21 protein-coding genes are annotated in these 25,698 nt (G+C 71.5%); 17 read left to right on the forward strand and 4 right to left on the reverse strand.

What is annotated here, in order from left to right:
- The first annotated feature begins 27 nt into the window (after positions 1–27).
- The 3 genes from KIK09_RS37580 to KIK09_RS37590 are packed head-to-tail and all read left to right on the forward strand — an operon-like array spanning position 28 to position 4,192.
- On the forward strand, positions 28–2,190 hold the full coding sequence (locus tag KIK09_RS37580) for a ribonucleoside-diphosphate reductase subunit alpha (RefSeq protein WP_214324236.1): 2,163 nt from the start codon (positions 28–30) through the stop codon (positions 2,188–2,190).
- Between the two features lie 17 nt (positions 2,191–2,207).
- Entirely contained in the window at positions 2,208–3,185 is a 978-nt protein-coding gene (locus tag KIK09_RS37585) for a ribonucleotide-diphosphate reductase subunit beta (protein WP_250574442.1), read from the forward strand.
- A gap of 11 nt (positions 3,186–3,196) precedes the next feature.
- Positions 3,197–4,192, forward strand: a complete 996-nt coding sequence (locus KIK09_RS37590) for a mechanosensitive ion channel family protein (protein WP_308164550.1) — start codon at positions 3,197–3,199, stop codon at positions 4,190–4,192.
- On the opposite strand, the gene KIK09_RS37595 is transcribed toward KIK09_RS37590, so the two are convergent.
- Positions 4,189–5,052 carry a DMT family transporter gene (locus tag KIK09_RS37595; protein WP_308164551.1) on the reverse strand — a complete coding sequence of 288 codons (864 nt, stop codon included), beginning with the start codon at positions 5,050–5,052 and terminating at the stop codon, positions 4,189–4,191. The genes KIK09_RS37590 and KIK09_RS37595 overlap by 4 nt on opposite strands.
- Positions 5,053–5,106: 54 nt before the next feature.
- Between KIK09_RS37595 and KIK09_RS37600 the strand changes: the two genes are divergently transcribed.
- Complete coding sequence (locus KIK09_RS37600; protein WP_214324239.1) at positions 5,107–5,637, forward strand: CGNR zinc finger domain-containing protein; 531 nt, start codon at positions 5,107–5,109, stop codon at positions 5,635–5,637.
- Positions 5,638–5,648: 11 nt separating this feature from the next.
- Positions 5,649–6,317, forward strand: a complete 669-nt coding sequence (locus KIK09_RS37605; RefSeq protein ID WP_214324240.1) for an SDR family NAD(P)-dependent oxidoreductase — start codon at positions 5,649–5,651, stop codon at positions 6,315–6,317.
- Here KIK09_RS37605 and KIK09_RS37610 read toward each other — a convergent pair.
- Positions 6,295–7,950, reverse strand: coding sequence for a hypothetical protein (locus KIK09_RS37610; protein WP_214324241.1), 1,656 nt, complete (start codon positions 7,948–7,950; stop codon positions 6,295–6,297). The genes KIK09_RS37605 and KIK09_RS37610 overlap by 23 nt on opposite strands.
- 270 nt (positions 7,951–8,220) lie before the next feature.
- The gene (locus tag KIK09_RS37615) at positions 8,221–8,850 is read right to left on the reverse strand and encodes a hypothetical protein (RefSeq protein WP_214324242.1); all 630 of its coding nucleotides are present in this window, start codon (positions 8,848–8,850) and stop codon (positions 8,221–8,223) included.
- 157 nt (positions 8,851–9,007) lie between these two features.
- Here KIK09_RS37615 and solA point away from each other — a divergent pair, with 157 nt between their 5' ends.
- The 11 genes from solA to KIK09_RS37670 are packed head-to-tail and all read left to right on the forward strand — an operon-like array spanning position 9,008 to position 22,639.
- Positions 9,008–10,198 carry an N-methyl-L-tryptophan oxidase gene (gene solA, locus KIK09_RS37620; protein WP_214324243.1) on the forward strand — a complete coding sequence of 397 codons (1,191 nt, stop codon included), beginning with the start codon at positions 9,008–9,010 and terminating at the stop codon, positions 10,196–10,198.
- Positions 10,195–11,742 carry an ABC transporter substrate-binding protein gene (locus tag KIK09_RS37625; protein ID WP_214324244.1) on the forward strand — a complete coding sequence of 516 codons (1,548 nt, stop codon included), beginning with the start codon at positions 10,195–10,197 and terminating at the stop codon, positions 11,740–11,742. The genes solA and KIK09_RS37625 overlap by 4 nt, the downstream gene beginning before the upstream one ends.
- Complete coding sequence (locus tag KIK09_RS37630; protein WP_214324245.1) at positions 11,739–12,698, forward strand: ABC transporter permease; 960 nt, start codon at positions 11,739–11,741, stop codon at positions 12,696–12,698. The genes KIK09_RS37625 and KIK09_RS37630 overlap by 4 nt, the downstream gene beginning before the upstream one ends.
- Positions 12,695–13,471 (forward strand): ABC transporter permease, encoded by a 777-nt coding sequence (locus tag KIK09_RS37635; RefSeq protein ID WP_214324246.1) that lies wholly within the window; start codon positions 12,695–12,697, stop codon positions 13,469–13,471. The genes KIK09_RS37630 and KIK09_RS37635 overlap by 4 nt, the downstream gene beginning before the upstream one ends.
- Positions 13,468–15,198: an ABC transporter ATP-binding protein gene (locus KIK09_RS37640; protein ID WP_214324247.1), complete on the forward strand. Its 1,731-nt coding sequence runs from the start codon at positions 13,468–13,470 to the stop codon at positions 15,196–15,198. The genes KIK09_RS37635 and KIK09_RS37640 overlap by 4 nt, the downstream gene beginning before the upstream one ends.
- Positions 15,195–16,400 (forward strand): M24 family metallopeptidase, encoded by a 1,206-nt coding sequence (locus tag KIK09_RS37645; RefSeq protein ID WP_214324248.1) that lies wholly within the window; start codon positions 15,195–15,197, stop codon positions 16,398–16,400. Before KIK09_RS37640 ends, KIK09_RS37645 begins: the two co-directional genes overlap by 4 nt.
- Positions 16,397–17,206: an alpha/beta fold hydrolase gene (locus KIK09_RS37650; protein ID WP_214324249.1), complete on the forward strand. Its 810-nt coding sequence runs from the start codon at positions 16,397–16,399 to the stop codon at positions 17,204–17,206. Before KIK09_RS37645 ends, KIK09_RS37650 begins: the two co-directional genes overlap by 4 nt.
- On the forward strand, positions 17,203–18,333 hold the full coding sequence (locus tag KIK09_RS37655) for an aromatic ring-hydroxylating oxygenase subunit alpha (protein ID WP_214324250.1): 1,131 nt from the start codon (positions 17,203–17,205) through the stop codon (positions 18,331–18,333). Before KIK09_RS37650 ends, KIK09_RS37655 begins: the two co-directional genes overlap by 4 nt.
- 10 nt (positions 18,334–18,343) lie before the next feature.
- The gene (locus KIK09_RS37660) at positions 18,344–19,537 is read left to right on the forward strand and encodes an NAD(P)/FAD-dependent oxidoreductase (protein WP_214324251.1); all 1,194 of its coding nucleotides are present in this window, start codon (positions 18,344–18,346) and stop codon (positions 19,535–19,537) included.
- Positions 19,534–21,480 (forward strand): S9 family peptidase, encoded by a 1,947-nt coding sequence (locus KIK09_RS37665; RefSeq protein ID WP_214324252.1) that lies wholly within the window; start codon positions 19,534–19,536, stop codon positions 21,478–21,480. Before KIK09_RS37660 ends, KIK09_RS37665 begins: the two co-directional genes overlap by 4 nt.
- A complete protein-coding gene (locus KIK09_RS37670; RefSeq protein WP_214324253.1) occupies positions 21,473–22,639 on the forward strand; it encodes a PucR family transcriptional regulator in 1,167 nt (388 codons plus the stop codon). The genes KIK09_RS37665 and KIK09_RS37670 overlap by 8 nt, the downstream gene beginning before the upstream one ends.
- A 226-nt stretch (positions 22,640–22,865) precedes the next feature.
- On the opposite strand, the gene KIK09_RS37675 is transcribed toward KIK09_RS37670, so the two are convergent.
- Entirely contained in the window at positions 22,866–23,651 is a 786-nt protein-coding gene (locus KIK09_RS37675) for a DeoR/GlpR family DNA-binding transcription regulator (RefSeq protein WP_214324254.1), read from the reverse strand.
- A 62-nt stretch (positions 23,652–23,713) separates the two neighbouring features.
- On the opposite strand from KIK09_RS37675, the gene KIK09_RS37680 reads away from it, so the two are divergent.
- Complete coding sequence (locus KIK09_RS37680) at positions 23,714–25,675, forward strand: DUF5107 domain-containing protein (protein WP_214324255.1); 1,962 nt, start codon at positions 23,714–23,716, stop codon at positions 25,673–25,675.
- Positions 25,676–25,698: the final 23 nt, after the last annotated feature.

Here is a 25,698-nt window from a genome sequence, read left to right on the forward strand (position 1 = left end):
CGCGGTGATCGTTCACGAGGAGAGCAGTTGACGCAGATCGTTGAGGTGGATCGGCGGCTGGCCATCGAGGAGGCGGCAGCCAAGGTGATCGCCGACCCGGCGAACTCCAGGGTGGCCGCCCGGTTGCTCGCCGAGGAGATCGCGGAGGAGGCCGGGGTGGCCTCGTTCTCCGAGTCGATCGCGGCGACCCACGCGGCGGGGTTGATCCAGGACGCGCTGGCCGCCTTCGTCGCCACCCACGCGGCCGAGCTTGACGCGCTGATCTCGGCCGAGGCCGACGACCGGTTCGAGTACTTCGGGTTGCGCACCGTCTACGACCGCTACCTGCTGCGCCACCCCGAGACGCGCAAGGTGCTCGAGCGGCCGCAGCATTTCCTCCTGCGGGTGGCCTGCGGGCTTTCCGAGACCGTCGCCGAGGCCGCGGAGCTGTACGCGCTGATGTCGACGCTGTCCTACCTGCCCTCCTCGCCCACGCTGTTCAACTCCGGCGCGCGCAGGCCGCAGCTGTCGTCCTGCTTCCTGCTCGACTCGCCGCGCGACGAGCTCGAGTCGATCTACGACCGCTACGGCCAGGTGGCCAGGCTCTCCAAGTACGCCGGGGGGATCGGGATCTCCTGGACCAGGGTCCGCTCGCGCGGCTCGCTGATCCGCGGCACCAACGGCCACTCCAACGGCATCGTGCCGTGGCTGCGCACGCTCGACTCCTCGGTGGCCGCCGTCAACCAGGGCGGCAGGCGCAAGGGCGCGGCCTGCGTCTACCTGGAGACCTGGCACGCCGACATCGAGGAGTTCCTCGAGCTGCGCGACAACACCGGCGAGGAGGCCCGCCGTACGCACAACCTGAACCTGGCCAACTGGGTGCCCGACGAGTTCATGCGCCGCGTCGAGGCCGACGAGCCGTGGTCGCTGTTCGACCCCAAGACCGTCCCCGACCTGACCGACCTGTACGGCGAGGCCTTCACGGCCGCCTACCGCGCCTACGAGGCGGAGGGCCGCCACGTCCGGCAGATCCCCGCGCGCACCCTGTACGGCCGGATGATGCGGACCCTGGCGCAGACCGGCAACGGCTGGATGACGTTCAAGGACGCCGCCAACCGCACCTCCAACCAGACCGCCCGCCCCGAGAACGTCATCCACCTGTCGAACCTGTGCACCGAGATCCTCGAGGTCACCAGCGACGGCGAGACCGCGGTGTGCAACCTGGGCTCGATCAACCTGGCCGCGCACCTGGACGAGGGCGGCCTGGACTGGGCGCGGCTCGGCCGGACCGTCAGGACCGCGGTGCGCTTCCTGGACAGGACGATCGACCTGGGCTTCTACCCCACGCCCGAGGCGCGGGCGGCCAACCTGCGCTGGCGGCCCATCGGGCTGGGCCTGATGGGGCTGGCGGACGTGTTCTTCACGCTGCGGCTGCCCTTCGACTCGCCCGAGGCCCTGGCGCTGTCGACCAGGATCGCCGAGGAGATCGCGCTGGCCGCCTACGACACCTCGGCCGACCTGGCGGCCGAGCGCGGACGGCACCCCTCCTACGCCGACACGCGGGCCTTCGACGGCGTCCTGCATCCCGACCACTACGGCGCGGCGGACGGCCCGCGCTGGGACGCGGTCAGGGCCAAGATCGCCGCCAACGGGCTGCGCAACTCCCTGATGATCGCCGTCGCTCCCACGGCCACCATCGCCTCGATCGCGGGCTGCTACGAGTGCATCGAACCCCAGGTGTCCAACGTCTTCAAGCGTGAGACGCTGTCGGGCGAGTTCCTCCAGGTCAACCGGTACCTGGTGGCCGACCTGCAGGCCCGTGGCCTGTGGACGCAGCGGATGCGGGACGACATCAAGCGCGCCGACGGGTCCGTGCAGGACGTCCCCGGCATCCCCGCCGACCTCAGGACGCTCTACCGCACGGCCTGGGAACTGCCGCAGAAGGCGCTGATCGACCTGGCCGCGGCGCGCCAGCCGTACATCGACCAGGGACAGTCGCTGAACCTGTTCATGGCCAGCCCCACCATCGGCAAGCTGTCGTCGATGTACGCCTACGCGTGGAAGCAGGGCCTGAAGACCACCTACTACCTGCGCTCCCGCCCGGCGACCCGGATCGCCCAGACCACGGTCACCACCACCGCCGCCACCACTGCGGCCGAGGCGATCGCCTGCTCCCTTGAGAACCCCGAGACCTGCGAGGCGTGTCAGTAATGCTTTTGGACCCTGGGATGGACCTGACGCTCCGCCCGATGCGGTATCCGGACTTCTACGAGCGCTACCGCGCCGCGATCAGGAACACCTGGACGGTCGAGGAGGTGGACCTGCACACCGACCTGGCCGACCTGGCCAAGATGACGCCGCAGGAACGCCACCTGATCAACCGCCTCGTCGCCTTCTTCGCCACCGGCGACTCCATCGTGGCCAACAACCTGGTGCTCAACCTCTACCAGCACGTCAACGCCCCCGAAGCGCGGCTGTACCTGTCCAGGCAGCTGTTCGAGGAAGCCGTGCACGTGCAGTTCTACCTGACGCTGCTCGACACCTACCTGCCCGACCCCGACGAGCGGGTCAAGGCCTTCGCCGCGGTCGAGCACATCCCCTCGATCCGCGACAAGGCCGAGTTCTGCTTCAAGTGGATCGACTCGCTCGGCGCCCTGAACCGGCTCGAGACCAGGGACGACAGGCGGACCTTCCTGCTCAACCTGATCTGCTTCGCCGCCTGCATCGAGGGCCTGTTCTTCTACGGCGCCTTCGCCTACGTGTACTGGTTCCGCTCGCGTGGCCTGCTGAGCGGGCTGGCCACCGGGACGAACTGGGTGTTCCGCGACGAGTCCATGCACATGGAGTTCGCCTTCAGCGTCGTCGACACCGTGCGCGCGGAGGAGCCGGCGCTGTTCGACGCCGACCTGGAGAAGCAGGTCGTCGAGATGCTGGAGGAGGCGGTCGCGGCCGAGCTGGCCTTCGCCCGCGACCTGTGCGGCGACGGCATGCCCGGCATGAGCGCCGCCCAGATGCGCCAGTACCTGGAGTACGTCGCGGACCAGCGCCTGGCCAGGCTCGGATTCGCGCGCAGGTACGGCACGGCCAACCCGTTCGGCTTCATGGAACTCCAGGACGTGCAGGAGCTGGCCAATTTCTTCGAACGGCGTGTCTCTGCGTATCAGGTGGCAGTTGAGGGCAATGTGACCTTTGACGAGACCTTTTAACCATTGGGGGCGTGAACGTGGAGTGGCCCATCCTCGCTGTCTCTCTTGCCGCGGCGGTCGCGCTGGTAGAGCTGGCGAGGCGGCTACTGGCCAGGGCGGGCAGGAAGTGGAGCCTGGCCAGGCACCTGGTGGAGCACTGCACGTGGCCGGGGTTCACGGTCGCGATCCTGTCGGTGGTGGCGGTCGAGGTGCCGTTCGGCGCCTGGGCCGACCGCATCGTCGGCCTGCTCATGATCGCCGCGGTGACCTGGCTGGTGACGCAGGCCGCCTACGCGGTCACGGACGTCATCCTGGACCGTCTGACCCTCATCGAGGGCGATCGCAACCGCAGGGCCCGGCGGATCATGACCCAGATCGGGCTGTTGCGCCGGGTCGCCACCGCGGTGATCGTCGTGGTGGCGCTCGGCGTGATCCTGTTCTCCTTCCCCGAGGTGCGCGCGCTCGGCGCCGGGCTGCTGGCCTCGGCCGGCATCGCCGGCGCCGTGGTCGGCATCGCCGCCCAGTCGACGCTGGGCAACATGCTGGCCGGGCTGCAACTGGCCTTCAGCGACGCGCTCCGGCTCGACGACGTGGTCGTGGTCAACAAGGAGTGGGGCCGCATCGAGGAGCTCACGCTCACCTACGTCGTGCTGCGGCTGTGGGACGAGCGGCGGCTGGTGCTGCCGGTGTCGTACTTCACCACGAACCCCTTCGAGAACTGGACCCGCCGTGGCAGCCAGGTGCTGGCCGTGGTGCTGCTGAAGGTCGACTGGCAGGTGCCGGTCGAGCGGGTGCGGGAGGAGCTGTACTCCTTCATTCAGACCAACCCGCTGTGGGACCAGAAGGACTGGACGCTGCAGGTGACCGACGTGCTGGACAACGGGCTGGTCGAGCTGCGGGCGCTGATGAGCGCCGCCGACTCGGCCTCGGCCTGGGACCTCAAGTGCGACGTGCGCGAGCACCTGGTCAAGTACCTCAGGGAGAACCACCCCGACGCCCTGCCCCGCTACCGCGTCGAGACGCCCTAGCCGCGCCGGTTGGCCAGCAGCACGCCCAGGCCGCCCACGACCAGCCCGGCGACGGCCAGTGGATGCAGCGCCTGGCCGACCAGCAGCCAGGCCATCACCGCGGTCACCGACGGCGTCAGGAAGAACAGCGTGCTGACCCGGCTCGCGGGCGCGTTCCTCAGCATCGTGTTGAGCAGCAGGAACGCCCCGATCGAGTTGACGAGCACCAGCCAGCCCGCCGCCGCGGAGAACCCGGCCCAGTCGTTCACCCGCGGCGTCTCGAACAGCAGCGACGCCACGCCCACCAGCGGCGCGCTGACCAGGAACTGCGTGGCCGTGCCCGTCCGCACGTCCATGTCGGCGGCGAAGCGCTTCTGGTAGACGGTGCCCAGGCTCTGCCCGAGCAACCCCACCACGCACAGCAGCAGCCCGCCGAGGGAGAAGCTCACCCGGTCGGCCACCGCGAGGGCCACGCCGAGCGCGCCCAGCCCGAACCCGGCCCACTGCCACGGCGCCACCCGCTCGCCCAGTGTCCGCCCCGCCACCAGCGCGATCACGACCGGGCTCAGCCCCTGCACCAGCGCCACCACCGCGGCCGGCATATGCAGGGACATCGCGGTGTAGAAGGCGCTGAACTGCACCGCCTGGATCAGCACGCCGGACACCACCACGTGCGCCAGCGCCCGCCCGCGCGGCCAGGCGGCCCTGGTGGCCAGCGCGAAACCGCCCAGCAGCAGCCCCGCCGCCGCGAACCGCACGAACGTCAGCAGCAGCGGCGTCCCGGCGCCCACCCCGATGATCCCGGCGATGAACGCGCTGCTCCACATCACCACGAACAGCCCGGGCACCGCCACGCTTCTCGCACGGGTCTCTGTCAGCACATGTCCGGTTATGTCATGGTCGGCATAACCTGTCAAAGGGGTTAGCATGTGAGTGTGAGCCGATTCACTTTCGTCAGCGGCAACGTCGCCCTCGACCTCGCGGGCACCGTCCAGCACCGCCGTACCGACCGTACGGACCTGCTCGACGGCCCCGAGGCGCTGTCGCGCTGGGTCGTCGAGGCCGGCCTGCTCACCTCCACCCCGCCCGCTGGCGCCGCCGACCTCACCGCCGCCACGACGCTCCGCGAGGCGATCTACCGCCTGGCGACGGACGAAGCCGAGCCGTCCGACCGCGACACGGTCAACGCCTTCGCCGCCACCCCTCCCGCCCAGGTACGGCTGGCCGCTCCGGAGGGCGTCGAGCGCCTGGGCCCGCTGCCCGCCGCCCTGTCGACCGTGGCCAGGGCCGCCGTCGAACTCCTCGGCGGACCCGACCGCGCCCGGATCAAGCAGTGCATGGCCGACCAGTGCACCCGCCTGTTCGTCGACACCTCCAGGGCCACGTCCAGGCGCTGGTGCGACATGCTCGAATGCGGCAACCGGGCCAAGGCCGCCGGCTTCCGCGCCCGCCACCGCGTCACCTAACCTTTTCCGCCATGGGCGACTTACTGGTGACGGGGGCGGCAGGCGGGATCGGCTCGGCGGTGGTGTCCGCCCTGGAGGCGGCGGGCCACCGGGTGACCGCCCTCGGCAGGAGCCTTGAGCGGCTGCCCGGCTCGGCCCGCCGGATCGAGGCGGACCTGTCGCGGCCGGAGACCCTGGCCGCCGCCCTCGGCGCCCTCGGCGAGCTGGACGCGCTGATCCACTGCGCGGGGACCGCCCACGTGGCCCCCGTGGCGGACGCACCCGTCGAGCTCTGGAACAGGACCCTGGCGGTGAACCTGGCCTCCGCGGCCGAGATCACCCGCCTGGCGCTGCCCGCCCTGCGCCGCTCCCGGGGTCACGTCGTCTTCGTCAACGCCTCGCCCGGGATGCGGGCCGTACCGCGCTGGTCGGCCTTCGTCGGCAGCAAGACCGCGCTGCGCGAGCTGGCCGACTCCCTGCGCGAGGAGGAGGAGCCGCACGGCGTCCGCGTCACCACCGTCTACCCGGCGGCCACGGCCACCGACCACCTGCGCGACATCCGAGCCTCCTTCGGGCGCCCCTACGACCCCGCGGCCTGCATCCAGCCGGACAGCCTCGCCGCCATGATCGTCTGGTTGCTGGCCGCGCCCGCGGACTCCTACGCCTGCGAGCTCGCCGTCATCCCCGCCCCTCCCCGGTGAGGGTCACGTCGAGCACGGTGAGGTACTCGTTGGCGGCGATGGTGGACGTGATCGTGGCTCCATTCTGGGTGGTGGCCGCCTGGTCGAGTCTGTAGATCTTCGCGTTCAGGCCCTGGGGGCGGTTGAGGGTGATCGTGCCCGACGGGGTGTCGTTGTAGGCGAACAGGTAGAAGTGGTTCGGGTCGTTCTTGTCCGTGTAGTACTCGATGAAGGAGCTGTCCGGGGCCGACACGGAGAAGGGCAGCCCCTGCTCGATGCCCGTGACGGGCACTGTCGTGGGGAACGAGCGGGCCTTCGGCTCGAACCAGGTGTCCTTAGTGGCGTTGTCCGCGCCGACCAGGGCGACGGTCTTCGGGGCGACCAAGGCGTACTCCTGGTCGCTCATCGACTGCGCCCCGCCCAGGACCACGGTGCCGGCCAGGTCGGCGGCGGTCATCCCGTCCTGGGGGACGATCCTGAACGGCACGTGCCTGCGCGCCAGGGCGGTGAAGGCGTCGCCGTACGCCTTGAGCGCCGCGGAGGTGCTGTAGGTGAAGTCCTTGCTGCGCATCGGGTACAGCAGCGAGGCCGTGGCGTAGGGCACCCGCCGGTCGAGGATCGGCCGCAGGGTGTCGAGGAAACCGAAGGCGTTCGCGGGATAGGGGCTGTCGGCCGTCGGGTAGTAGTTGCCGGACAGCGCCACGGTCATGGCGTACTCGCGCCGGGCCTGGGCGGTGTTCGCCGGCCAGCCGAGGAACCACAGCGGGAAGCTCTGGTCGGCGTCCCGGCTCGCCTTGGCCGCGCGGAAGGCCTCCTTGAACTTGCCCGCGAGATAGTTCGGCTCGACCTCCGGTGACACGGCGATGCCGCCGCCGATGGTGAACTGGTTGTCGTTGCCCATCTCGGTGCCGGTCAGGTTGTCCAGCGAGGACATCTCGAAGAACGGCGTCACGCCGTGCGCCCGCGCGGTGCCGGCCAGGTCGGCCAGGAAGTCGCGGACGGCCTGGTGCCGGAAGTAGACGAACCTGCGCCAGGCAGGGGAGTTCCAGTCGACCTTCTGCGGCACGTCCAGCCCGTAGGCCTGCTTGAACGCCTTGGCGAACCCCGGATCGGACGAGGCCCAGAAGTTCCCGAAGGCCGTCCCCGCCACGCTGGTCGAGTCGATGTAGACGCCGTCGAGCCCCGCCTGCCCGAGCGAGACCAGCCGCCCCTTGAAGAAGTCCCGCCACCCGCTGTACGGCGAGGCCCAGTCGTCGGCCGCCTTCGGCGGAACCCAGTCGACCCGCGTCCTGGTGGTGAACGACATCTTCCTGCCGGTGATGTCCTGCTGCAGCCAGTCGGGATGCGTGCCGGCCAGCGTCGGCTTACCTGTCGGCCGCCCGTCGGCGTCCACCGCGTCCCGGGTCAGCACCTCGGCCCCGTTCAGATAGCAGACCGCCTTGAGCCCCCGCGTATGAGCCTGCGCCAGCAGGTACCGGATCTTGCCGAGCATGTTCTGGAACCCGGCCTCGTCCACGAACGACGCGTACATCTGCTCCTCCTCGAGGTAGAAGATGACGGTGTTGGCCCCCTTTGCCTTCGCCGTGTCGAGCCGTTCCCGGATCGACGCCTCGGTGTCGCCCGGATTGAGAATGTCGAAAGGCCACACCTTCATGCCGTAAGTCCACGCGGGATAACTCACCGCCTTGGCCCCCGTAGAAGCGTACGCCGCACCGTGAGGCACCGGCTGCGCCAACGCAGCCAGCCCCAGAGCAGCGGAAACCACACACACCCGGAACTGTCGCACCTACGACCTCCACCCGACCGGAATGTAAGGGCCTCACACCTTACTGAAAAGATCGCGCGAAGATCACCGAATTCGTCCAAGATCCGATGTGATGAACTTCAACAGTTGAAAGCGAAATTGCAGACGACAAAGTAGCGATTATTCGATGACCCAGGTGGCCGCATCCCTGGAGTAGACGGTGAAAGCGTTGGGCAGGCCCAGGAAACCTTGGGTCTGCCCAATTGTTCGCCAGCCTTCCGCCTCGCAGAATCTCTCGACACGTGGTGTCGAGAGCGCTTTGAGCAGAATGCGAGGCCGTGATAGTTGCGCGACCACGAAGCTTTTGAGCCTGCCCGGTATCCCTTGCTGAGCTTGAGCGACCTCGTCGGTGACCACGAAATCGACCAAGGCGAAACTGTCCCGGATCCTGGCACGCACGAAATCATCGTCGAGGTCAGGCTGCCTCGGTTCCCACCAGATGGATCCGGCGGTCAAGGGGTGCGCGAAAGTAAAAGCGACAACGCGTGCTCCCGACGCGAGGAGAATCCCTTGGATCTCTTCGGCGGGCCGGCCGCGCAACGGTTCGTGCCGCCTGGGAACGTCCCAGACCGTCAGCATCCGGACGTCCTCGGCTTCCATCAGGAGGCCTATCGCGGCCTCAGCGCCATCCCGGTCACCGGGGTCCACCAGGAATGACCTGGTCCCGCGGTTGCCGTAAACCTCGAACAGGGCATCGTGGAGCGGTCGCGCTGAGGAGCCATGGTGGTCAATCCGCCAGAACAATCCCATGGGACATCGCCCTCTGTTCGCGGTGCGAGCCATTCACCTGAGGTCTTGCATCGGCAGGGGTGCCGGTATCGTACCTGACTCGATGTCGCGTGCGGCGGGGGTAACTTTCGACAGTTACAGGATGCAGTGAGCGGGGCGTGAGCGGCACGCTACCGGCATGTCAGTCGTCCGGTATGACCACATTGTGATCGGGGCGGGCGCCCTCGGGGCAGCCGCAGCCTACTGGCTGAGCGCCGCGGGGCGCGGCAGGACCCTGGTGTGCGAGCAGTTCGCAGCCGGTCACCCGTGGGGGTCTTCTGACGATCACTCCCGCATCATCAGGCATGCCTACCATTCGCCGATCTACACCGCGCTGACGCCGTCCGCCTACCGGTTGTGGGGGGAGGTCGAGGCGCGCGCCGGGGAGCGGCTGCTCATCCGGTCGGGCGGGCTGGACCTGGCCCGTGAGGGCAGCGCCGGTCACGACGTCATGAGGCTCTACGGCCGCTCCATGGATGCGGCGGGCCTGCCGTACGAGGAGTTCGGCGCGGCGGAGCTGCGCAGGCGCTGGCCGGATTGGCACGTTCCCGACGACACGGTGGCGCTCTACCAGGCCGAGGGCGGCCTGATCGACATCCGCGCGGCCACCGCCGCGCACCTGCGGCTCGCGACCCGGCAGGGGGCGCAGGTGCTGGAGGAGTGCCTGGTCCACGACGTGGAGTCCGGCGACGACGGCGTCGTCGTGCACACCTCGCGCGGGACGTTCGCCGCCGGGGCGCTGGTGATGTGCGCGGGCTCGTGGGCGGGCGGCCTGCTGGACAGGCTCGGCAGCCCCTTCCCCCTGGAGCTCACCCAGGAGCAGGTCCAGTACTTCACGGTCGACGACGCCGCCAGGTTCACCCCGGACCGCTTCCCGATCTGGATCTGGCACGCCGACCACGAGATCTACGGCATCCCCGTGTACGGTGAGCGGGCCGTCAAGGTGGCCAGGGACATGACGGGCAAGTTCGTCACCCCCGAAACGCGCGGCCACATCCCCGATCCCGCGGAGACCGAGTTCGTCCGCGCCTTCGTGCGGGAGATCCTGCCCGCCTGGGCGGGCGAGCTCGCCCTCGCCAAGACCTGCGTGTACGACCTGCCCAGGGACCGCGAGCTGGTCATCGGCGCGCTGCCCGGCAACCCCAGAGTGTTCGTCGCCGTGGGCGCCGGGCACGCAGGCAAGTTCGCCACCCTGATCGGCCGCGCGCTGGCCGACTTGGTGACCGAGGGCGGCACGCCGTACGCCGTCGAGCCCTTCTCCCCAGGACGGCCGGGGCTGGCCGCCGACGCCCCGGCGCTCTACCGCCTCGGAATCCGGGAGCTGACATGAACCGGCGCGCACTGCTGAAGAACTCCGGCATCCTGCTCGGCACGGCGGGGCTGCTCACCGCCTGCCGGCAGCGTTCCACGATCGGCCCGGTGGGCGCGCCGCGGCGCGGCGGAACCCTGCGCATCGGGATGCTGGGCGCGGGCAAGTCCGAATCGTTCAACCCGTCCACCACCACCAGCGCCATGATCAACCTGGCCAGGGCGGCCGCCGTCTTCAACCCGCTGGTCGAGATCGCGCCGGACCTGTCCCTGCGGCCCTCGCTGGCCACCGCCTGGCACCACGACCCCACCGCGACCCGCTGGACGTTCGCCCTGCGGCCCGGCGTCACCTGGCACGACGGCAAGCCCTTCACCGCCGACGACGTGATCCACTCCCTGCGCTGGCTGTCGGAGCCGGACAACCCGCTCGCCTCCTCGATGGCGAACGTCGACCTGAAGAAGACCGCCAAGCAGGACGCCACGACCGTCGTCGTCGCGTTGAAGAGCCCGGATCTCGACCTCCCGCGCACGATCGCCGGGAACTCGATCATCCAGGACGGGGTGACGACGTTCGGCAGGCCGGTGGGCACCGGGCCGTTCGTGTTCGACTCCTTCACCCCCGGCCAGCGCAGCGTGTGCCGCCGCAACCCCCGGTACTGGAGCCCGGGCAGGCCCTACCTCGACGAGCTGGTCATCTCCTCCATCGACGACGAGACCGCGCGGGTCAACGCGCTGCTCGGCGGACAGATCGACGTGGTGTGCCAGATGCCGTACCCGCAGGCCAGGGCCTATCAGAAGAGCGGCGCCATCCGGCTGCTGAACAGCCCCAGCCCCGCCGCCCACGGCTTCTACATGGCGGTCGACGCCAAGCCCTTCGACGACGTGCGCGTCAGGCAGGCGCTGCGCCTGCTGGCCGACCGGCGGCAACTGGTCGACGTGGCCCTGTACGGGTTCGGCGCGGTCGGCAACGACGTGTTCGGATCCGGCCTGCCGTACTTCGACAGCGGCCTGCCCCAGCGCGGGCGGGACGTCGGCAAGGCCAAGGAGCTGCTGAGCGCCGCGGGCCACGGCGCCGGGCTCACCCTCACGCTGGAGACCGCCGCGGCCGCGCCGGGGATGGTCGAGGCGGCCACGCTGTTCGCCGAACAGGTCAAGGACGCGGGTGTCACGATCGAGGTCGTCCAGGTGGACTCCGCCTCGTACTTCGACCCCACCGTGCAGTATCTGAGACGGCCGTTCGGCCAGACGTTCTGGTCGGGGATGACGAGCCTGGCGGGCTTCTACCAGTTCGCCGTCCTGCCCGACGGGGCGGGGAACGAGACCCACTGGAACGACGAGCGGACCGCCGGCCTCTACCAGCAGGCGGTCGCGGCCGCGGACCCCGGCCAGGCCGCCCGCGCCTGGCGCGCGATCCAGCAGGAGCAGTGGGACAACGGCGGCTACATCTGGTGGGGGTCGGCCGACAACGTCGACGCCGTGTCCGCCAGGGTCGGCGGGATCACCCCCAGCAGGTACATGAGCCTCGGCCTGCCGGGCAGCCTCGTCGAGAGCTACGTGACGACATGAGGTACGCGCTGCGGCGATGCGCCGCGGGCCTGGCCACGCTCGCCGTGCTGTCGGTCCTGGTGTTCGTGGCCACCTCGGTCCTGCCCGGTGACGCGGCCTCGGCCCTGCTCGGCAGGAACGCCACCAAGGAGGCCCTGTCGGCGCTGCACCACGACATGGGGCTGGACCGGCCGCTGCTCGTCCAGTACGCCGACTGGATGGGCGGCCTGCTCCACGGCGACCTGGGCCGCTCGGTGACCGGGTACGTCTCCGGCGAGCCCGTCGGCGTTTGGGAGCAGATCAGCGGCAAGCTGGCCAACTCGCTGACGCTGGCCGTGGTGTCCTTCGCGCTGATCGTGCTGGCCTCGGTGGTGCTCGGCGGCTACGTCGGGCTGAAGGCGGGCCGCTGGCAGGATCACCTGCTCTCGACGCTCACGCTCGTCCCTTCCGCACTCCCGGAGTTCGTCCTGGGTGCCCTGCTGCTCGGGGTGTTCTTCACCTGGCTGGACGTGCTGCCGCCGGTGTCCCTCATCGAACCCGGCGCGGCGCCGTGGGACGAGCCTGCCCTGCTCGTCCTGCCGGTGCTCACGGTGCTCGGCGTCACGGTGGGCGCGGCTGCGCGCATGATCAGGGCCGGCATGCTCGACGCGCTGAAGGCCGAGTTCGTGGCGGCGGCGCGGCTCAACGGGATCCCCGAGGCACGCGTGGTCCGGCGCTACGCGCTGCGCAACGCGCTCGGGCCCGGCATCCAGGTGCTCGCGCTGATCGCGCAGTACCTCGTCGGCGGATTGCTCGTGGTGGAGGCCATGTTCGGCTACCCCGGCATCGGCAAGGAGTTGGTTGACGCGGTGATCATTCACGACAACACCGAGGTCAGATCGATAACGATGGTGCTGGCCTGCGCGTACGTGGGCCTGGCCATCCTGGCCGACCTGCTGGTCATGCTCGTGGTTCCCAAGCTGCGGACGACGTCATGACCCGGCGGATCGGAACCGCGCTGACGGGCCTGATCGTGCTGCTGGCCATCTCGGGGCCGTTCCTGGCGGGCAGCCCGACGCGAACGGTCGGCCCGCCGTTCAGCTCGGCCACCGGCTTCCTGGGTACGGACTTCCTCGGCAGGGACGTCCTGGCCCGCGTGCTGTCGGGCGGGCAGAGCGTGCTCCTGTACGCGGGCGCCGCGACCGTGCTGGCCTACCTGGGCGGGATCATCATCGGCCTCGTTTCCGGATATTTCGGCTCATGGCCGGATGGCGTGCTCATGCGCGGCGTGGACGTGCTCCTGTCCTTCCCCTCGCTGGTGTTCCTGCTGCTGTTCGCCACCGCGTTCGGCCGCGGCATCGCCTCGGTCGTGATCGCCACCGCCGTGATCCAGCTGCCGGCCGTCGCCAGGATCGTCAGGACCGCCGCACTGGAACAGGCGACGCGCGGCTACGTCGAGGCGGCGGTGCTGCGGGGCGAGCGGGCCGCCGCCGTCATCGCCAGGGAGATCCTGCCGAACATCACCCGGCCCATCTCCGCAGACCTCGGCCTGCGCTTCACCTGGTCCGTCCTGCTCATCGCGAGCGTCAACTTCCTCGGGCTCGGCCTGCAGCCCCCCGCCGCCGACTGGGGCCTGATGGTCGCCGAGAACAGGGCGGGCATGCACCTCGAGCTCAACCCGATGGCGGTGCTGGCGCCGGCGTTCATGCTCGGCGTGCTGACCGTCGCGATCAACCTGGTGAGCGACGCCCTGGCGGGAGACGGCCGATGATCCTCGACGTGACAGGCCTGCGGGTCGAGCTGGACTCCGGCACCCCGGTGATCGAAGGGCTCGACCTGAGGCTCGCGCAGGGCGAGGTGCTCGGCCTCGTCGGAGAGTCGGGCAGCGGCAAGAGCACCACGGCGCTGGCGCTGCTCGGCTACGCCAGGCCGGGCACCGCCATCACCGCCGGCGACGTGACCGTGTCCGACCGGCCCCTCCTCCGCCTCGAGGAGTCCGCGCGCCGCCGCGTGCGCGGGGACCTGGTGTCCTTCGTCCCGCAGGACGCGGCCCGCGCGCTCAACCCGGCGCTGAGGATCGGCGCCGCCATCCTGGACGTCGCGCCCCGGGCGCGGACGGCGGACATCCTCCAGGCGGTCGACCTGCCGGAGACGGCCGCGCGGCGCTTCCCGCACCAGCTGTCCGGCGGCCAGCAGCAGCGGGTCACCATCGCGATGGCGCTGGCCGGGCAGCCGCCGCTCATCGTCATGGACGAGCCGACGACCGGCCTGGACGTCATCACCCAGGCCGGGATCCTGGGGGAGATCCGCAGGCTCAAGGACGAGCTGGGCGCGGCGGTCGTGTACGTCTCGCACGACCTCGCGGTCGTCTCCCAGATCGCGGACAGGATCGCGGTCATGTACGCGGGCGCCGTCGTGGAGCAGGGGCCCGCGGCCGAGCTGCTCGCCCGCCCGCGCCACCCGTACACGCGGGGACTGGTCCAGTCGATCCCGGACCACGCCAGTCCGCGCAGGCTCACCCCGATGCAGGGAACCGCCGTCGGCGTCGAGGACCGGCCCACCGGCTGCTCCTTCGCTCCCCGCTGCGCGCAGCGGACCCCTGAGTGCGACACCGCCAAGCCCGCGCCTGTCCTGGTCTCTCCGGTTCACCAGGTCCTGTGCCGGCATGCGGACCGGACTCCTCCGATCGAGCTCGGCGCGCCGCACGCGGCGGCACCGACCGCGCGGCGGGGGCTGCTCGCCGTACAGGGTCTGCGCGCGGGGCACGGCCGCGGGCGGACGGTGGTCGCGGCCGACGGCGTGTCCTTCGAACTGTCCGCGGGCGAATGCCTGGCCCTGGTCGGGCAGTCCGGCAGCGGCAAGACCACTATCGCGCGCTGCCTGGCGGGCCTGCACCGGCCGGACGCCGGCACGATCACCCTGGACGGCGTGCCGCTGGCCGCCCGGGCCCGCGACAGGTCGGCCGAGCAGCGCCGCCGCATCCAGTACGTCTTCCAGAACCCGCACGAATCGCTCAACCCGCGCCGCCGGGTGGCCGACGAGGTGGCCAGGCCCGCCCGGGTGCTGCGCGGCCGCTCGCGCGACGCCGCCCGGGCCGAGGCCCTCGACCTGCTCGATCTGGTACGGCTGCCGCGCCGCACCGCCGGCCTGTACCCGGACCAGCTGTCCGGCGGAGAGCGCCAGCGCGTGGCCATCGCCAGGGCGCTCGCCGCCGGGCCGGAGGTGCTGATCTGCGACGAGGTCACCTCGGCCCTGGATGTCTCGGTGCAGGCGGCGATCCTCGAGCTGCTCGCCGACCTGCGCGACGAGCTCGACCTGGCCATGCTGCTCATCACCCACGATCTCGGGGTGGTGGCCGTGGCGGCCGATCGCGTGGCCGTCCTCGAACGGGGCGTGCTGTGCGAGACCGGCCAGGTCGCCGACGTGATCCGCGCACCCGCCCACCCGTACACCCAGCGGCTGATCGCGGCCGCGCCGACGTTGAGGGAGCGGCCGTGACCACCTTTGCGGACTTCATCAGGGCGGAGGAGGAACGGCTGGCCGACCGCCCACGTGAGCTGCCGTTCGACCGCGAGGAGTACTCCGGGCGGCTGGCGGCGCTGCGCGCGCGGATGGCCGGGGAGGGCATCGACGCTCTGGTGCTCTCCTCGCCGGACGGCATGTGCTGGCTGGACGGCTACGACGGCCGCTGGTACCGCTCGCATTCCGGGACCGCCTTCCCGCCCGCGCAGTGCACGCTGGTCACCGCGGACGGCCTGCTCATGATCGAGTCGGAGTCGCACGAGCAGCTCGTCCGGCTCACCTCCTGCGTGGAGGACTTCCACGGCGTCTCCGACACCGTGACGCTGGAGGAGTACACCCACACCCTCGCCACGCTGCTGCGCGGCCACGAGACCGTGGGCGTCGAGCGGTGGAGCAGCGTGCCCAACCCGGCCACGCTCGGCGCCGTGGAGGAGGCGCTCAAGGCGCGGGGCCACCGCGTCGTGGACGCCACCGGCACCGTACGGCTGGCGCGCCGCCTCAAGTCGCCCGCCGAGATCGCGCTCGTCGAGCGGGCACAGGCGGCCGCCGACGCCGGCACCCGCGAGCTGCACCGGCACGTCAGAGCGGGGATGACCGAGCTCGAGGCGTGGAGCGTCTACATGGCCGGGATGATCGCCGCGGGAGGCGAGCCGTCCGCGATGCACGAGACGGTCGCCGCGGGCCCGGCGATGCCGATGCTGCACGGCGTCAGCACCCGGCGCGCGCTGCGGCCGGGCGACCACTTCCACCTGGACGCGGCCGCCGCGGTGCACCGCTACCACGCCAGGGCGACCAGGCCCTTCGTCCTCGGCGAGCCTCCGGCGGAGCTGGCCGCCCTGGCCGTGATCGTGGCGGGCGCGCACGACGTGCTGACCGCCACCGCGCGGCCGGGCCGGCCGTTCCGCGAGCTGAACAAGGCCCTGCGCGAGTACTTCGCCGACGCCGGCGTCGAGGGCTGGGCCGGCGGCTACGAGCTGGGCGTCTCCTTCCCGCCCGACTGGGTGGGCGAGTTCCTCTGGTCCTGCGACGACGACACCGACGCCGTCATCGAGCCCGGGCTGGTGACCAATTTCGAGAGCTGCGCCTACCTGGCGATGGTCGACACGGTCGTCTTCGACGACCAGGGGGCGCGGCTGCTGTCGTCGCTCCCGCGCGAGCTGATGGTTGGAGGATCGTGAAGAGCGCGGACGGTTACGAACTCAACGCATGGACCACCGGCGAGGGCGCCGGCGTGCTGCTGGGCCTGCACGGCGGCCCGGGCGGCGACGGCGGCGCCTACCTGGCCCCGCTGCACCGGCTGGCAGGACCCGATCGGCGGGTGGTGACCTACGACCAGCTGGCGACCGGCGGCTCGCAGGCCCCTCCCGGCGACTACCCGTGGAGCCTGGAGCGGGCGGTGGCCGACGTCGAGGCGATCCGCGCCCAGCTGGACGTGGACCGCCTGGACCTGTTCGGCCACTCCTTTGGCGGCATGCTGGCCCTGCAGTACACGCTCGACCACCCGGAACGGGTGAACCGGCTCGTGCTGTCCAACACCGCCTCCAGCTCCGCCAGGATCACCGCGACCTTCCTCGGCCAGCTCCTCCAGCGGTACCCGCTGACGGAGGCGGTCGCCGCCATCACCGCCGACGTGCTGCTCGACCACCGCGATCCGCGCTTCCGCGCCGTGGTGCGCGACTACCTGGGGGACGAGGAGACGCTGGACCTCGGCCCGGCGGGCGCCGGGCTGTGGGGGCCGCACGTGTGGTTCGCCACCGCCGCGCTGCGCGACTGGGACGTCGACGACCGGCTCCACGAGATCACCGCCCCCACTCTGATCCTGCACGGCGGCGACGACATGTCCGATGACGCGATCAACCGGGCGCTCGCCGGCGGGATCCCGGGAAGCGAGTGGATCACCCTGAACGGCAAGGGCCACACCTTCTTCGACGACGTGCACCTGGCGATCGTCGGCACCTTTCTGAACGGCTGGAGGGAAACATGACCAGAGCGAGCGTGGTGATGCGCGGGCAGATCGCGCGCGGGATCGGCATTCCCCGCGAGCTGTACACCTCACAGGAGCTGTACGAGCGCGAAGTCGAGGCGATCTTCCAGACCAGCTGGCTGCTCGCCGGGCACGAATCGCAGCTGCCCGCCGTCGGCGACTACCTCACGGTCGAGGTCGGGGACGAGAGCGTCATCGTCGCCAGGAGCCGCAGCGGGCTGAGCGCGTACGCCAACGTGTGCAGGCACCGCGGCGCAAGGCTCGTCGATCCCGGGTGCGGGCAGGCCAGGATCCTGGCCTGCCCGTACCACCAGTGGGCCTACGAGATGGACGGCAGCATGCGCGGCGCGCCCAAGATGCCGCCCGGGTTCGACCGGACGGCCTACCCCCTGGCCCGCGTGGCCGTGGAGACCTGGCAGGGGCTCGTCTTCGTGAATCTGGCGCAGGACCCGGCGCCGCTGTCGTCGCTGCTGGCTCCCGCCGAGCAGCTGATCCTCCCCTTCGACCTGGCCGAGGCGAGCGTGGCGCACACGATCACCTATGACGTCGCGGCCAACTGGAAGATCGTCTGGGAGAACGCGCAGGAGTGCTACCACTGCAGCGCCAACCATCCCGAGCTGATGCGGACCTTCGACCTGACCTCCGGCGGCATCGAGGGTGTCTACCGGAGCGCCGACCGGCGCGTCCAGGTCACCCCGCTACCCCTGCGCAAGGGAGCCGTCTCGCTCACCGTGGACGGCGACGCCGCATGCTCCCTCCCGATGGGCGCCTTCGGCGCGGGCCGCGAGCCGTACACCGCGGCCCTGCACATGAAGCCGACCTTCGCCGTCGTGTGCTGCCCCGACTACGCCGTGGTCCTGCGCGAGCGCCCGCTCGCCATCGATCGGACCGAGGTGACGATGACGTGGCTGGTGCGCGCGGGAGCCGAGGAGGGACGCCACTACGACCTGGACAACCTCATCAAGGTCTGGGACCAGACCAACGTGCAGGACTGGGCGCTGTGCGAGCGGACGCAACTGGGCGTGCGCTCCAGGTTCTTCCAGCCGGGCCCGCTGTCGGGGGACGAACCCTCCGTCGCCGGATTCCACCAGGCCTACGCCGACCTGCTCGCCGCCGCCGGACTGTAGGGGGACACCGATGAACGACGTCGTGATCGTGGGCGCGGGCGTGCTCGGCCTGGCCACCGCCGCTCACCTGCTGGAACGCGGCGCGCGCGTGACCGTGGTCGAGGCTGACACGCCCGCCTCCGCCACCTCGGGCGCCGGCGCGGGATTCGTCGGCCTGTGGGCCGCCGGGTACGCGCACTTCCTGACCGAGCAGGAACTGGCGATGCAGCGCTACGGGCTGGACTTCTACGGCGCCCTCGACCGCGACTTCGACTACCGGCCCAACGGCAACCTCTACCTGGCCACCACCGAGGACGGGTGGCGGCGCTGGGTGGAGCCCATCGCCCGGCACCCCTTCGCGCCCAAGGGCACCCGCACGCTCACCCCTGCCATGGTGGCCGACGTCACCGGCGGCGTGGTGAGCCAGGACGGGCTGCTGGGCGGCGTCCTGCACCCGGGCGGCATCCAGATCAGCGCGGGCCGCGCGACCAGGGCGCTGGCCGCGCTGGTCGAGGAGCGCGGCGGCCGGATCCTCGTCAGGACCCGCGTCACGGAACTGCTCACCTCGGACGGCGCCGTGACCGGGGTCCGCACCCAGGCGGGAGACCTGCGGGCCGGCACCGTGATCCTGGCCTGCGGCGCGTGGACGAACACCCTGCTCGCGCCGCTGGAGGCGCACCTTCCGCTGCTGCGCATGGTCGCCACCCGGGTGATCTCACCGCCGTCCGGCGTCCCGTCCGGCATGCCCACGATCATGGTGCCGGACCTGTACGGGCTGTGGCTTCGCGAGCACCGGGGCGGCCTCACCTACGGCAACGGCGACGGGTACGCCCCGCTGTTCGAGCTGGGCGGCACGCTGGGAGACAGCGGCCAGCCCCGGCGCGAGGAACTGGTGCACCGGCTGGTCGGCGAGCTGGCGCCCAAGCTCGCCGGCCTCGTCCCCGGCCACGACACCTCCATCGGCTGGTGGCTGCAGGGCGTGCCGTGCATGACCCCCGACCGGCGCTTCTACGCCGGTCCGCTGGTGCCGGGGCTGCAGGTGCTCGCCGGGGACAACGAGGCGGGCGTGACGCACGGGCCCGCGCTCGGCCGCCTGATGGCCGATCTGGCACTGGAGGGCGGAAGCTCCTGGCTCGACCCCGCCCCCTACGAACCCCGCCGGTTCGACACGGCGGGCCTGTCCACCGAGGAGTCCGTCCTGCGCGCGATGCCGGCCCGCCGATGAGCGTCCACGACTACGTCTCCGCGTTCTTCCTGCGGACTCGCGAGCCCGCGCTCGGCACGATCGCCGACGCCTGCGACGTCGCGGTCTCGCCGGACGGCGGCAGGATCGCCTTCACCGCGCACGTCCCCGTCGCGGTCGACCAGGACCCGGTACGCCGCGTCGCGCTCCTCGACCTGCGCGACGGCAGCGTCGTCCTGCGCGACGGGCCGGAGGAGAGCCGCCAGCCCTGCTGGTCACCCGGCGGCCGGCTGGCCTGGCTCGCCGGCGAGGGCGGCGTCGAGGTCGAAGGCCGCTTCCCCGGCGCGGCCTTCCGAGCGGCGATCCCCGGCGTGGCGGAGTACCTCGCCTGGTCGCCGGACGGCGAGAGGCTGCTCGTCGGCGGAGCCGAGCCCGGTGCGGAACTGACCGACGTCGCAGGGTCCGGCCGCATCCCCCTGGGCGCCGAGCGCCCCGGCTGGGCGCCCGAGGTCAGCGAGGGGGAGCCGGTCACCGGCCGGCGCCGGGTCTGGATCCTGGATCCCACCCGCGGCACCACCCGGTGCCTGCCGGGCGAGCTGAACGTCTGGCAGGCCGCCTGGGCGGGGCCCGACCGGCTGGTCTGCGTCACCTCCGGCCACCCGGGCGAGTCGGCCTGGTACGCCGCGGACCTGACGTTCCTGCACACGCGGGACGGATCGGTGTCCTCCGTCCCGCTGGGCGCCGACCGGCAGCTGGGCCTGCCCGCCGGGGCTCCGGGCGGCGGGCACGTGTCCGTGGTGACCGGCGCGATGAGCGACCGCGGCCTCTACACCGGGCGGCTCGTCGTCATCCCGGACGGCGGCCACCCCCAGGAAGTGGACACCGCCGGCGTGGACGTGTCCGACCAGTCCTGGCTCGACGACGACCGGGTGCTGTTCGCCGGGCTGCGCGGGCTGGAGACCGTGATCGGCACCCACTCCCTAGCCACCGGCGAGACCCGGGTGCTGTGGGAGTCGGCGCGGACCTGCGGGCCGCTGCTGCCCGCCGCGGGCGCGGGCGGAGAGACCGTCGCCGCGGTCGTCCACGGCTACGACCTGCCACCGGCTCTCGCGGTGATCCGCGACGGCGCCGCCGAGACCGTGCTCGACCTGGCCAACCAGGGCAGCGCCCACCTGCTCGACCTCGCGGGCACCCTGCGGCCGGTCCGCTGGCGGGCGCCCGACGGGCAGTCGGTGGAGGGGCTGCTGGCGCTGCCGCCGGGCGACGGGCCGTTCGCCCTGGTGGTGTACGTGCACGGCGGGCCGGTGTGGGCCTGGCGCAACGAGTGGTCGATGCACTACGCCCACACGCCGCTGCTGGTCGGGCGCGGCTACGCCGTACTGCATGTCAACATGCGCGGGAGCGCGGGCCGCGGCCAGGACTTCGCGATCGCGGGGCTGCGCGACATGGGCGGCGTCGACGCGGCCGACATCCTCAGCGGCGTCGACGCGCTCGTCGCCGCGGGGCTGGCCGACGGCGAGCGGGTCGGCGTGACGGGCAACAGCTACGGCGGCTTCATGGCGGCCTGGCTGGTGGCGACCTCGGACCGCTTCGCCGCGGCCGTGGCCCGCTCGCCGGTCACCGACTGGGTCAGCCAGCACCACACCTCCAACCTGCCGGGATTTGACGCGTTCTGCCTGAACGGCGACCCGCTCGACCCCGGCTCGGACTACCGGACCCGCAGTCCCCTCTACCGGGCGGACCACGTCGACACCCCGATCATGCTGATGGCCGGGGCCCACGATCTGGCGACCCCGCCGGAGCAGGCGGCGATGTTCCATCGTGCGTTGGTCGAGCGGGGCAGGCCGAGCACACTGGTGATCTATCCGGAGGAGGGGCACGGTGTCCGGCACCACCTGGCGGTCGCCGATCAGTGCGTCCGCCTGTTGGAGTTCCTAGAGCGACACATGCCATCGGAAAATGGTACAAACAGGACGTGTGGGTGATCTGCAGAAACTGACCGATCGGATCGGCGAGAGGCTGGCCCGGTCGGTCGCCATCGACGATCCGCGGATGCGGCTGCAGTCCTACAGCCCGCACTACGGCGCGGTGGACGAGCAGCGGCTGGCCTCCATCCTGCACCGGCAGGCCAACCCGGAGGCGATCGCGTGGGCGCACGACCACGACGTGCAGCGCGCGACGGGCTGGCGCCGGGTGCCGGGCAATCCCGGGCTCGGCATGCTCAGCAGGGTGTGCGTGCCCATCCGCTTCCACAGGCTGCACCTGGGCTACCTGTGGATCATCGACGCCGACGAGTCGCTCACTCCCGGCGAGCTGCGCTACGCCGAGCACGGCGCGCGAGAGGCCGCGGACATCATGTACCGCGACGGCCTGGTGTCCGACCTGCAGCGCGCCAGGGAGCGGGAGCTGATCCGCGACCTGCTCGACGAGGACCATGCGATCAGGACGCAGGCGCTCAGCGGCCTGGCCGAGGACGCCCTGATGGAGATCGATTCGGCCGCGCAGGTACTGGTCCTGGACACGACCCTGCCGGCGGGCGACGGCGACAGGGCGGGCAGGGCCGACCTGGCGCTGGCCACGGCCAGACGGCTGGTGCCGCAGCGGCGGAGCCTCCACCTGGTGCGCCCCGACCACGCCATCCTCGTGGTGACCTGCGGGCGTGGAGTCCGCACCGAGGACCTGGCCGCCAGGATCGGCGCGGAGTACGGCCGCGACACCGGCCTGTTCCGGGTCGGCATCGGCGACGAGGTGGCTTCGGCCGCCGCGACCCACGTGTCGTACCGGCAGGCGCTCCAGGCGGTGCGGGTCGGGCAGGTGCTCGCCCGCGAGGGCATGGTCACCTGGTCGGGCCTGGGCATCTACCGCCTGCTCGTCGAGCTGAAGGTCGACGAGTCCGGCCTCGACCTCCTGCATCCCGCGCTCACCCGCCTGGCCGAGCACCGGCTGCTCGAAACCCTGGAGGTCTACCTGGACCTCGCGGGCGACGCCAAGGCCACCGCCGAACACCTCCAGGTCCACCGCACGACTCTCTACCACCGCCTGTCGCGCATCGAGGAGATAGGCGGCGTCAGCCTCCGCAGCGGCACGGACCGGCTCACCCTCCACCTCGGCCTCAAATTGGGCCACCTGTCCGGCCGGCTCTGAGATAAATGCGTGGCACCCCAGACGATCAGCCCGTTACCGTTTCAGTGCGGTTCAAAACGGCCGCGGGCTCATGGTCTGTCCGGCGGGAATGGCGCCCCCCGGCTGGATCCGGCCCATTGCCCCGGGCGCGGCCCACGCCAGCCCGGCCGGGGCTCAACACCGCTCCGACCCAACCGGCATAGGCGCCGTCCGACGCGAGTGCTCGCGGCGAAACGTCCTGGTGAGGTCAGGCCCTGATGACCCGTACTCCGGCGTCGGAGAAGCGGGTCGCCTGCTCGGCGGGTGCGCTGGTGTCGGTGACCAGTACCGAGACCGAGCCGATCGGGCAGATCCTGGCGAAGGCCTGCTTGCCCAGCTTGGAGCCGTCGGCCACCACGATCACCTCCCGCGCCCTGGCGGCCATCAGCCGGTTGATCGCCGCCTCGCCCTCGTGGTGGGCGCTGGCGCCGTGCTCCACGTCGATCGCGTCCACGCCGAGCACCGCCACGTCCAGCGCCACCTGCTCCAGCATCCCGGTGGCGACCGGCCCCACCAGCTCGTAGGACTGCGCGCGGGCCGAGCCGCCGGTCGTGACGACGTGGATGTGCGGCCGGACGACCAGCTCGTGGGCGATGTTGAGCGCGTTGGTCACCACGGTCAGCGCGGGGCCGCGCCCGCCGGGCCCGGGGTCGGCGCGGGAAGCCAGCGCCCTGGCCACCTCGGTCGTGGTGGTGCCGCCGTTCAGCGCCACCGTCGAGCCCGCGGGCACCAGAGCCGCCGCGGCGGCGGCGATGCGCTGCTTCTCCGGCGCGTGCTGGGCGACCTTGTAGCGCAGCGGCAGGTCGTAGGACACGCTGTGCGCGGTCGCGCCGCCCCTGGTCCTGGTCAGCAGCTGCTGCGCGGCCAGCTCGTCGAAGTCGCGCCTGATGGTGGCCGTCGACACGCCGAGCTTCTCCGCGGTCTCGACGACGTCGAGCTGCCCGGCCTCGGCCACGAGCTCGAGCAGGACGTTCCAGCGTTCGTACCGGTTCACGGGCCCCATCATGACAAAGTGCTAATTTGTGCGGAAAGCCGCGGACAACTGTCGAGGAGAATGTGACCCAGTTCCAGCTGTCCTCGATCACGATACCGGTCTCGCCGGTGGGCCCGGAGAACCCGCTCCCGCCGCTGCGCACGCTCCCTGACCCGCGCGGTGGCCTCGAGCTCGCCGCCGCCGACGCGGAGATGGCCGCCCAGCTCGCCTACGGGCACGTCGACTCGCTGCTGCCGTACACCTTCCAGGACGGCTACGGCCGCGAGCGCGAGGAGCGCGAGCTGCGGACCGCGGTGCTGGACAACGGCGTGCTGCGCGCGGAGTTCCTGCTGGAGTACGGCGGGCGGCTGCGTTCCCTGGTGCACCTGGAGACCGGCAGGGAGCTGCTGCACAAGCCGCCCTTCCTGCAGCTGGCCAACCTGGGACTGCGCAACGCCTGGTTCGCCGGGGGAGTGGAGTGGAACCTGGGCACGTTCGGCCACACCGCGCTGGCCTGCGCCCCGATCCACGCCGCCCGCCTGACCAGGCCCGACGGGGTGCCGGTGCTGCGGATGTACGAGTGGGAGCGGATGCGGCGCCTGGTCTACCAGCTCGACGCCTGGCTGCCGCCCGGCTCGCCGGTGCTGCTCGTGCACGTCAGGATCGTCAACCCGTTCGCCGAGGACTCCGCCGTCTACTGGTGGTCGAACGCCGCGGTGCCGCAGGAGGAGGACACGCGCGTGCTCGCCCCCGCCCGGCAGGCCTACCACTTCTCCTACGACGGCCGGCTGCGCCGCGTCCCGGTGCCCGACTGGCGCGACACCGACCAGTCCTACCCCGGCCGCGGCGGTCCCGCCACCGACTTCTTTTACGAGCTGCCGCGCGCCTCGCGCCCGTGGATCGCCGCGCTGGACGCCGCCGGCGCCGGGCTCGTCCAGACCTCGACCGAGCAGTTGCGTGGCCGCAAGCACTTCCGCTGGGGCACCACCGACGCCGGCCGCAACTGGCAGGACTGGCTGTCGGGCCCCGGCCGCCCCTACACCGAGATCCAGGCCGGCCTGGCCCGCACGCAGCTCGAGCACGTCCGGCTGGCCGCCCGCTCGTCGTTCGCCTGGACCGAGGCGTACGGTCTGCTCCACGCGGATCCCGCGCTCGTCCACGGCCCCTGGTCCGAGGCCACCGACCACGTCGCGGGCGCCATAGAGGCCCTGCTGCCCGCGGCCACGCTTCTGGCCGAGCACGACCAGGCGGTGGAGCTGGCGCGTGCAGTACCCGAGGAGATCGTGCACGTCGGCAGCGGATGGGGCGCGCTGGAGCGCAGGGCGCTGGCCAAGCGGCGCAGCAGGGCGCTCAACCTGACCGCCACGCCCTTCGGCGACGAGACGATCGGCCGCGACCAGCAGTCGTGGCTGTCGCTGGTGCGCAAGGGGTCGATCCCGACCCCGGCGCCGGTGCTGCCGCCGTCCTCCTACACCGTCGGGCCCGAGTGGCGGGCGCTGCTCGAGGCGGCGGACAAGACCTGGTTCACGCAGTTCCACCTGGGGGTGAACCTCTACCACGCCGGCGACCGCGAGGGAGCGCGGGTGGCGTGGGAGCGCTCGCTCGAGTGCGCGGAGAACGCCTGGGCGCTACGCAACCTGGCCGTACTCGAGCCGGACCCGGAACGGGCGGCCGACCTGTACGCGCGGGCGCACGCGCTGTCGCCCCGGCTGCGGCCGCTGACCATCGAGGCCCTGCACGCACTGCTGGCCGCCGGACGGACCGCGCAGGCGCTGGCGCTGATCGACCGGCTCGGACCCAAGGACCGCTGGCACGGCAGGATCCGGCTGCTGGAATGCCGCGCCGCGCTCGACAGCGACGACCTGGCCAGGGCCAGGCGGGTGCTGGACACCGGGCTCGTCGTCGACGACCTGCGCGAGGGCGAGGACACGCTGGACGACCTGTGGTGGGACTACCACGAGCGGCTCAACCCGACAGGCGCCGAACGGGTGCGCGCCGAGCATCCGCTGCCGTGCCGGTACGACTACAGCGTAAAGCAGTACTAACATGTAGGAAAATTCCTACGCGT

Origin of the sequence: Nonomuraea sediminis (assembly GCF_018531495.1) — a bacterium.
In the GTDB taxonomy this organism is placed as follows: domain Bacteria; phylum Actinomycetota; class Actinomycetes; order Streptosporangiales; family Streptosporangiaceae; genus Nonomuraea; species Nonomuraea sediminis.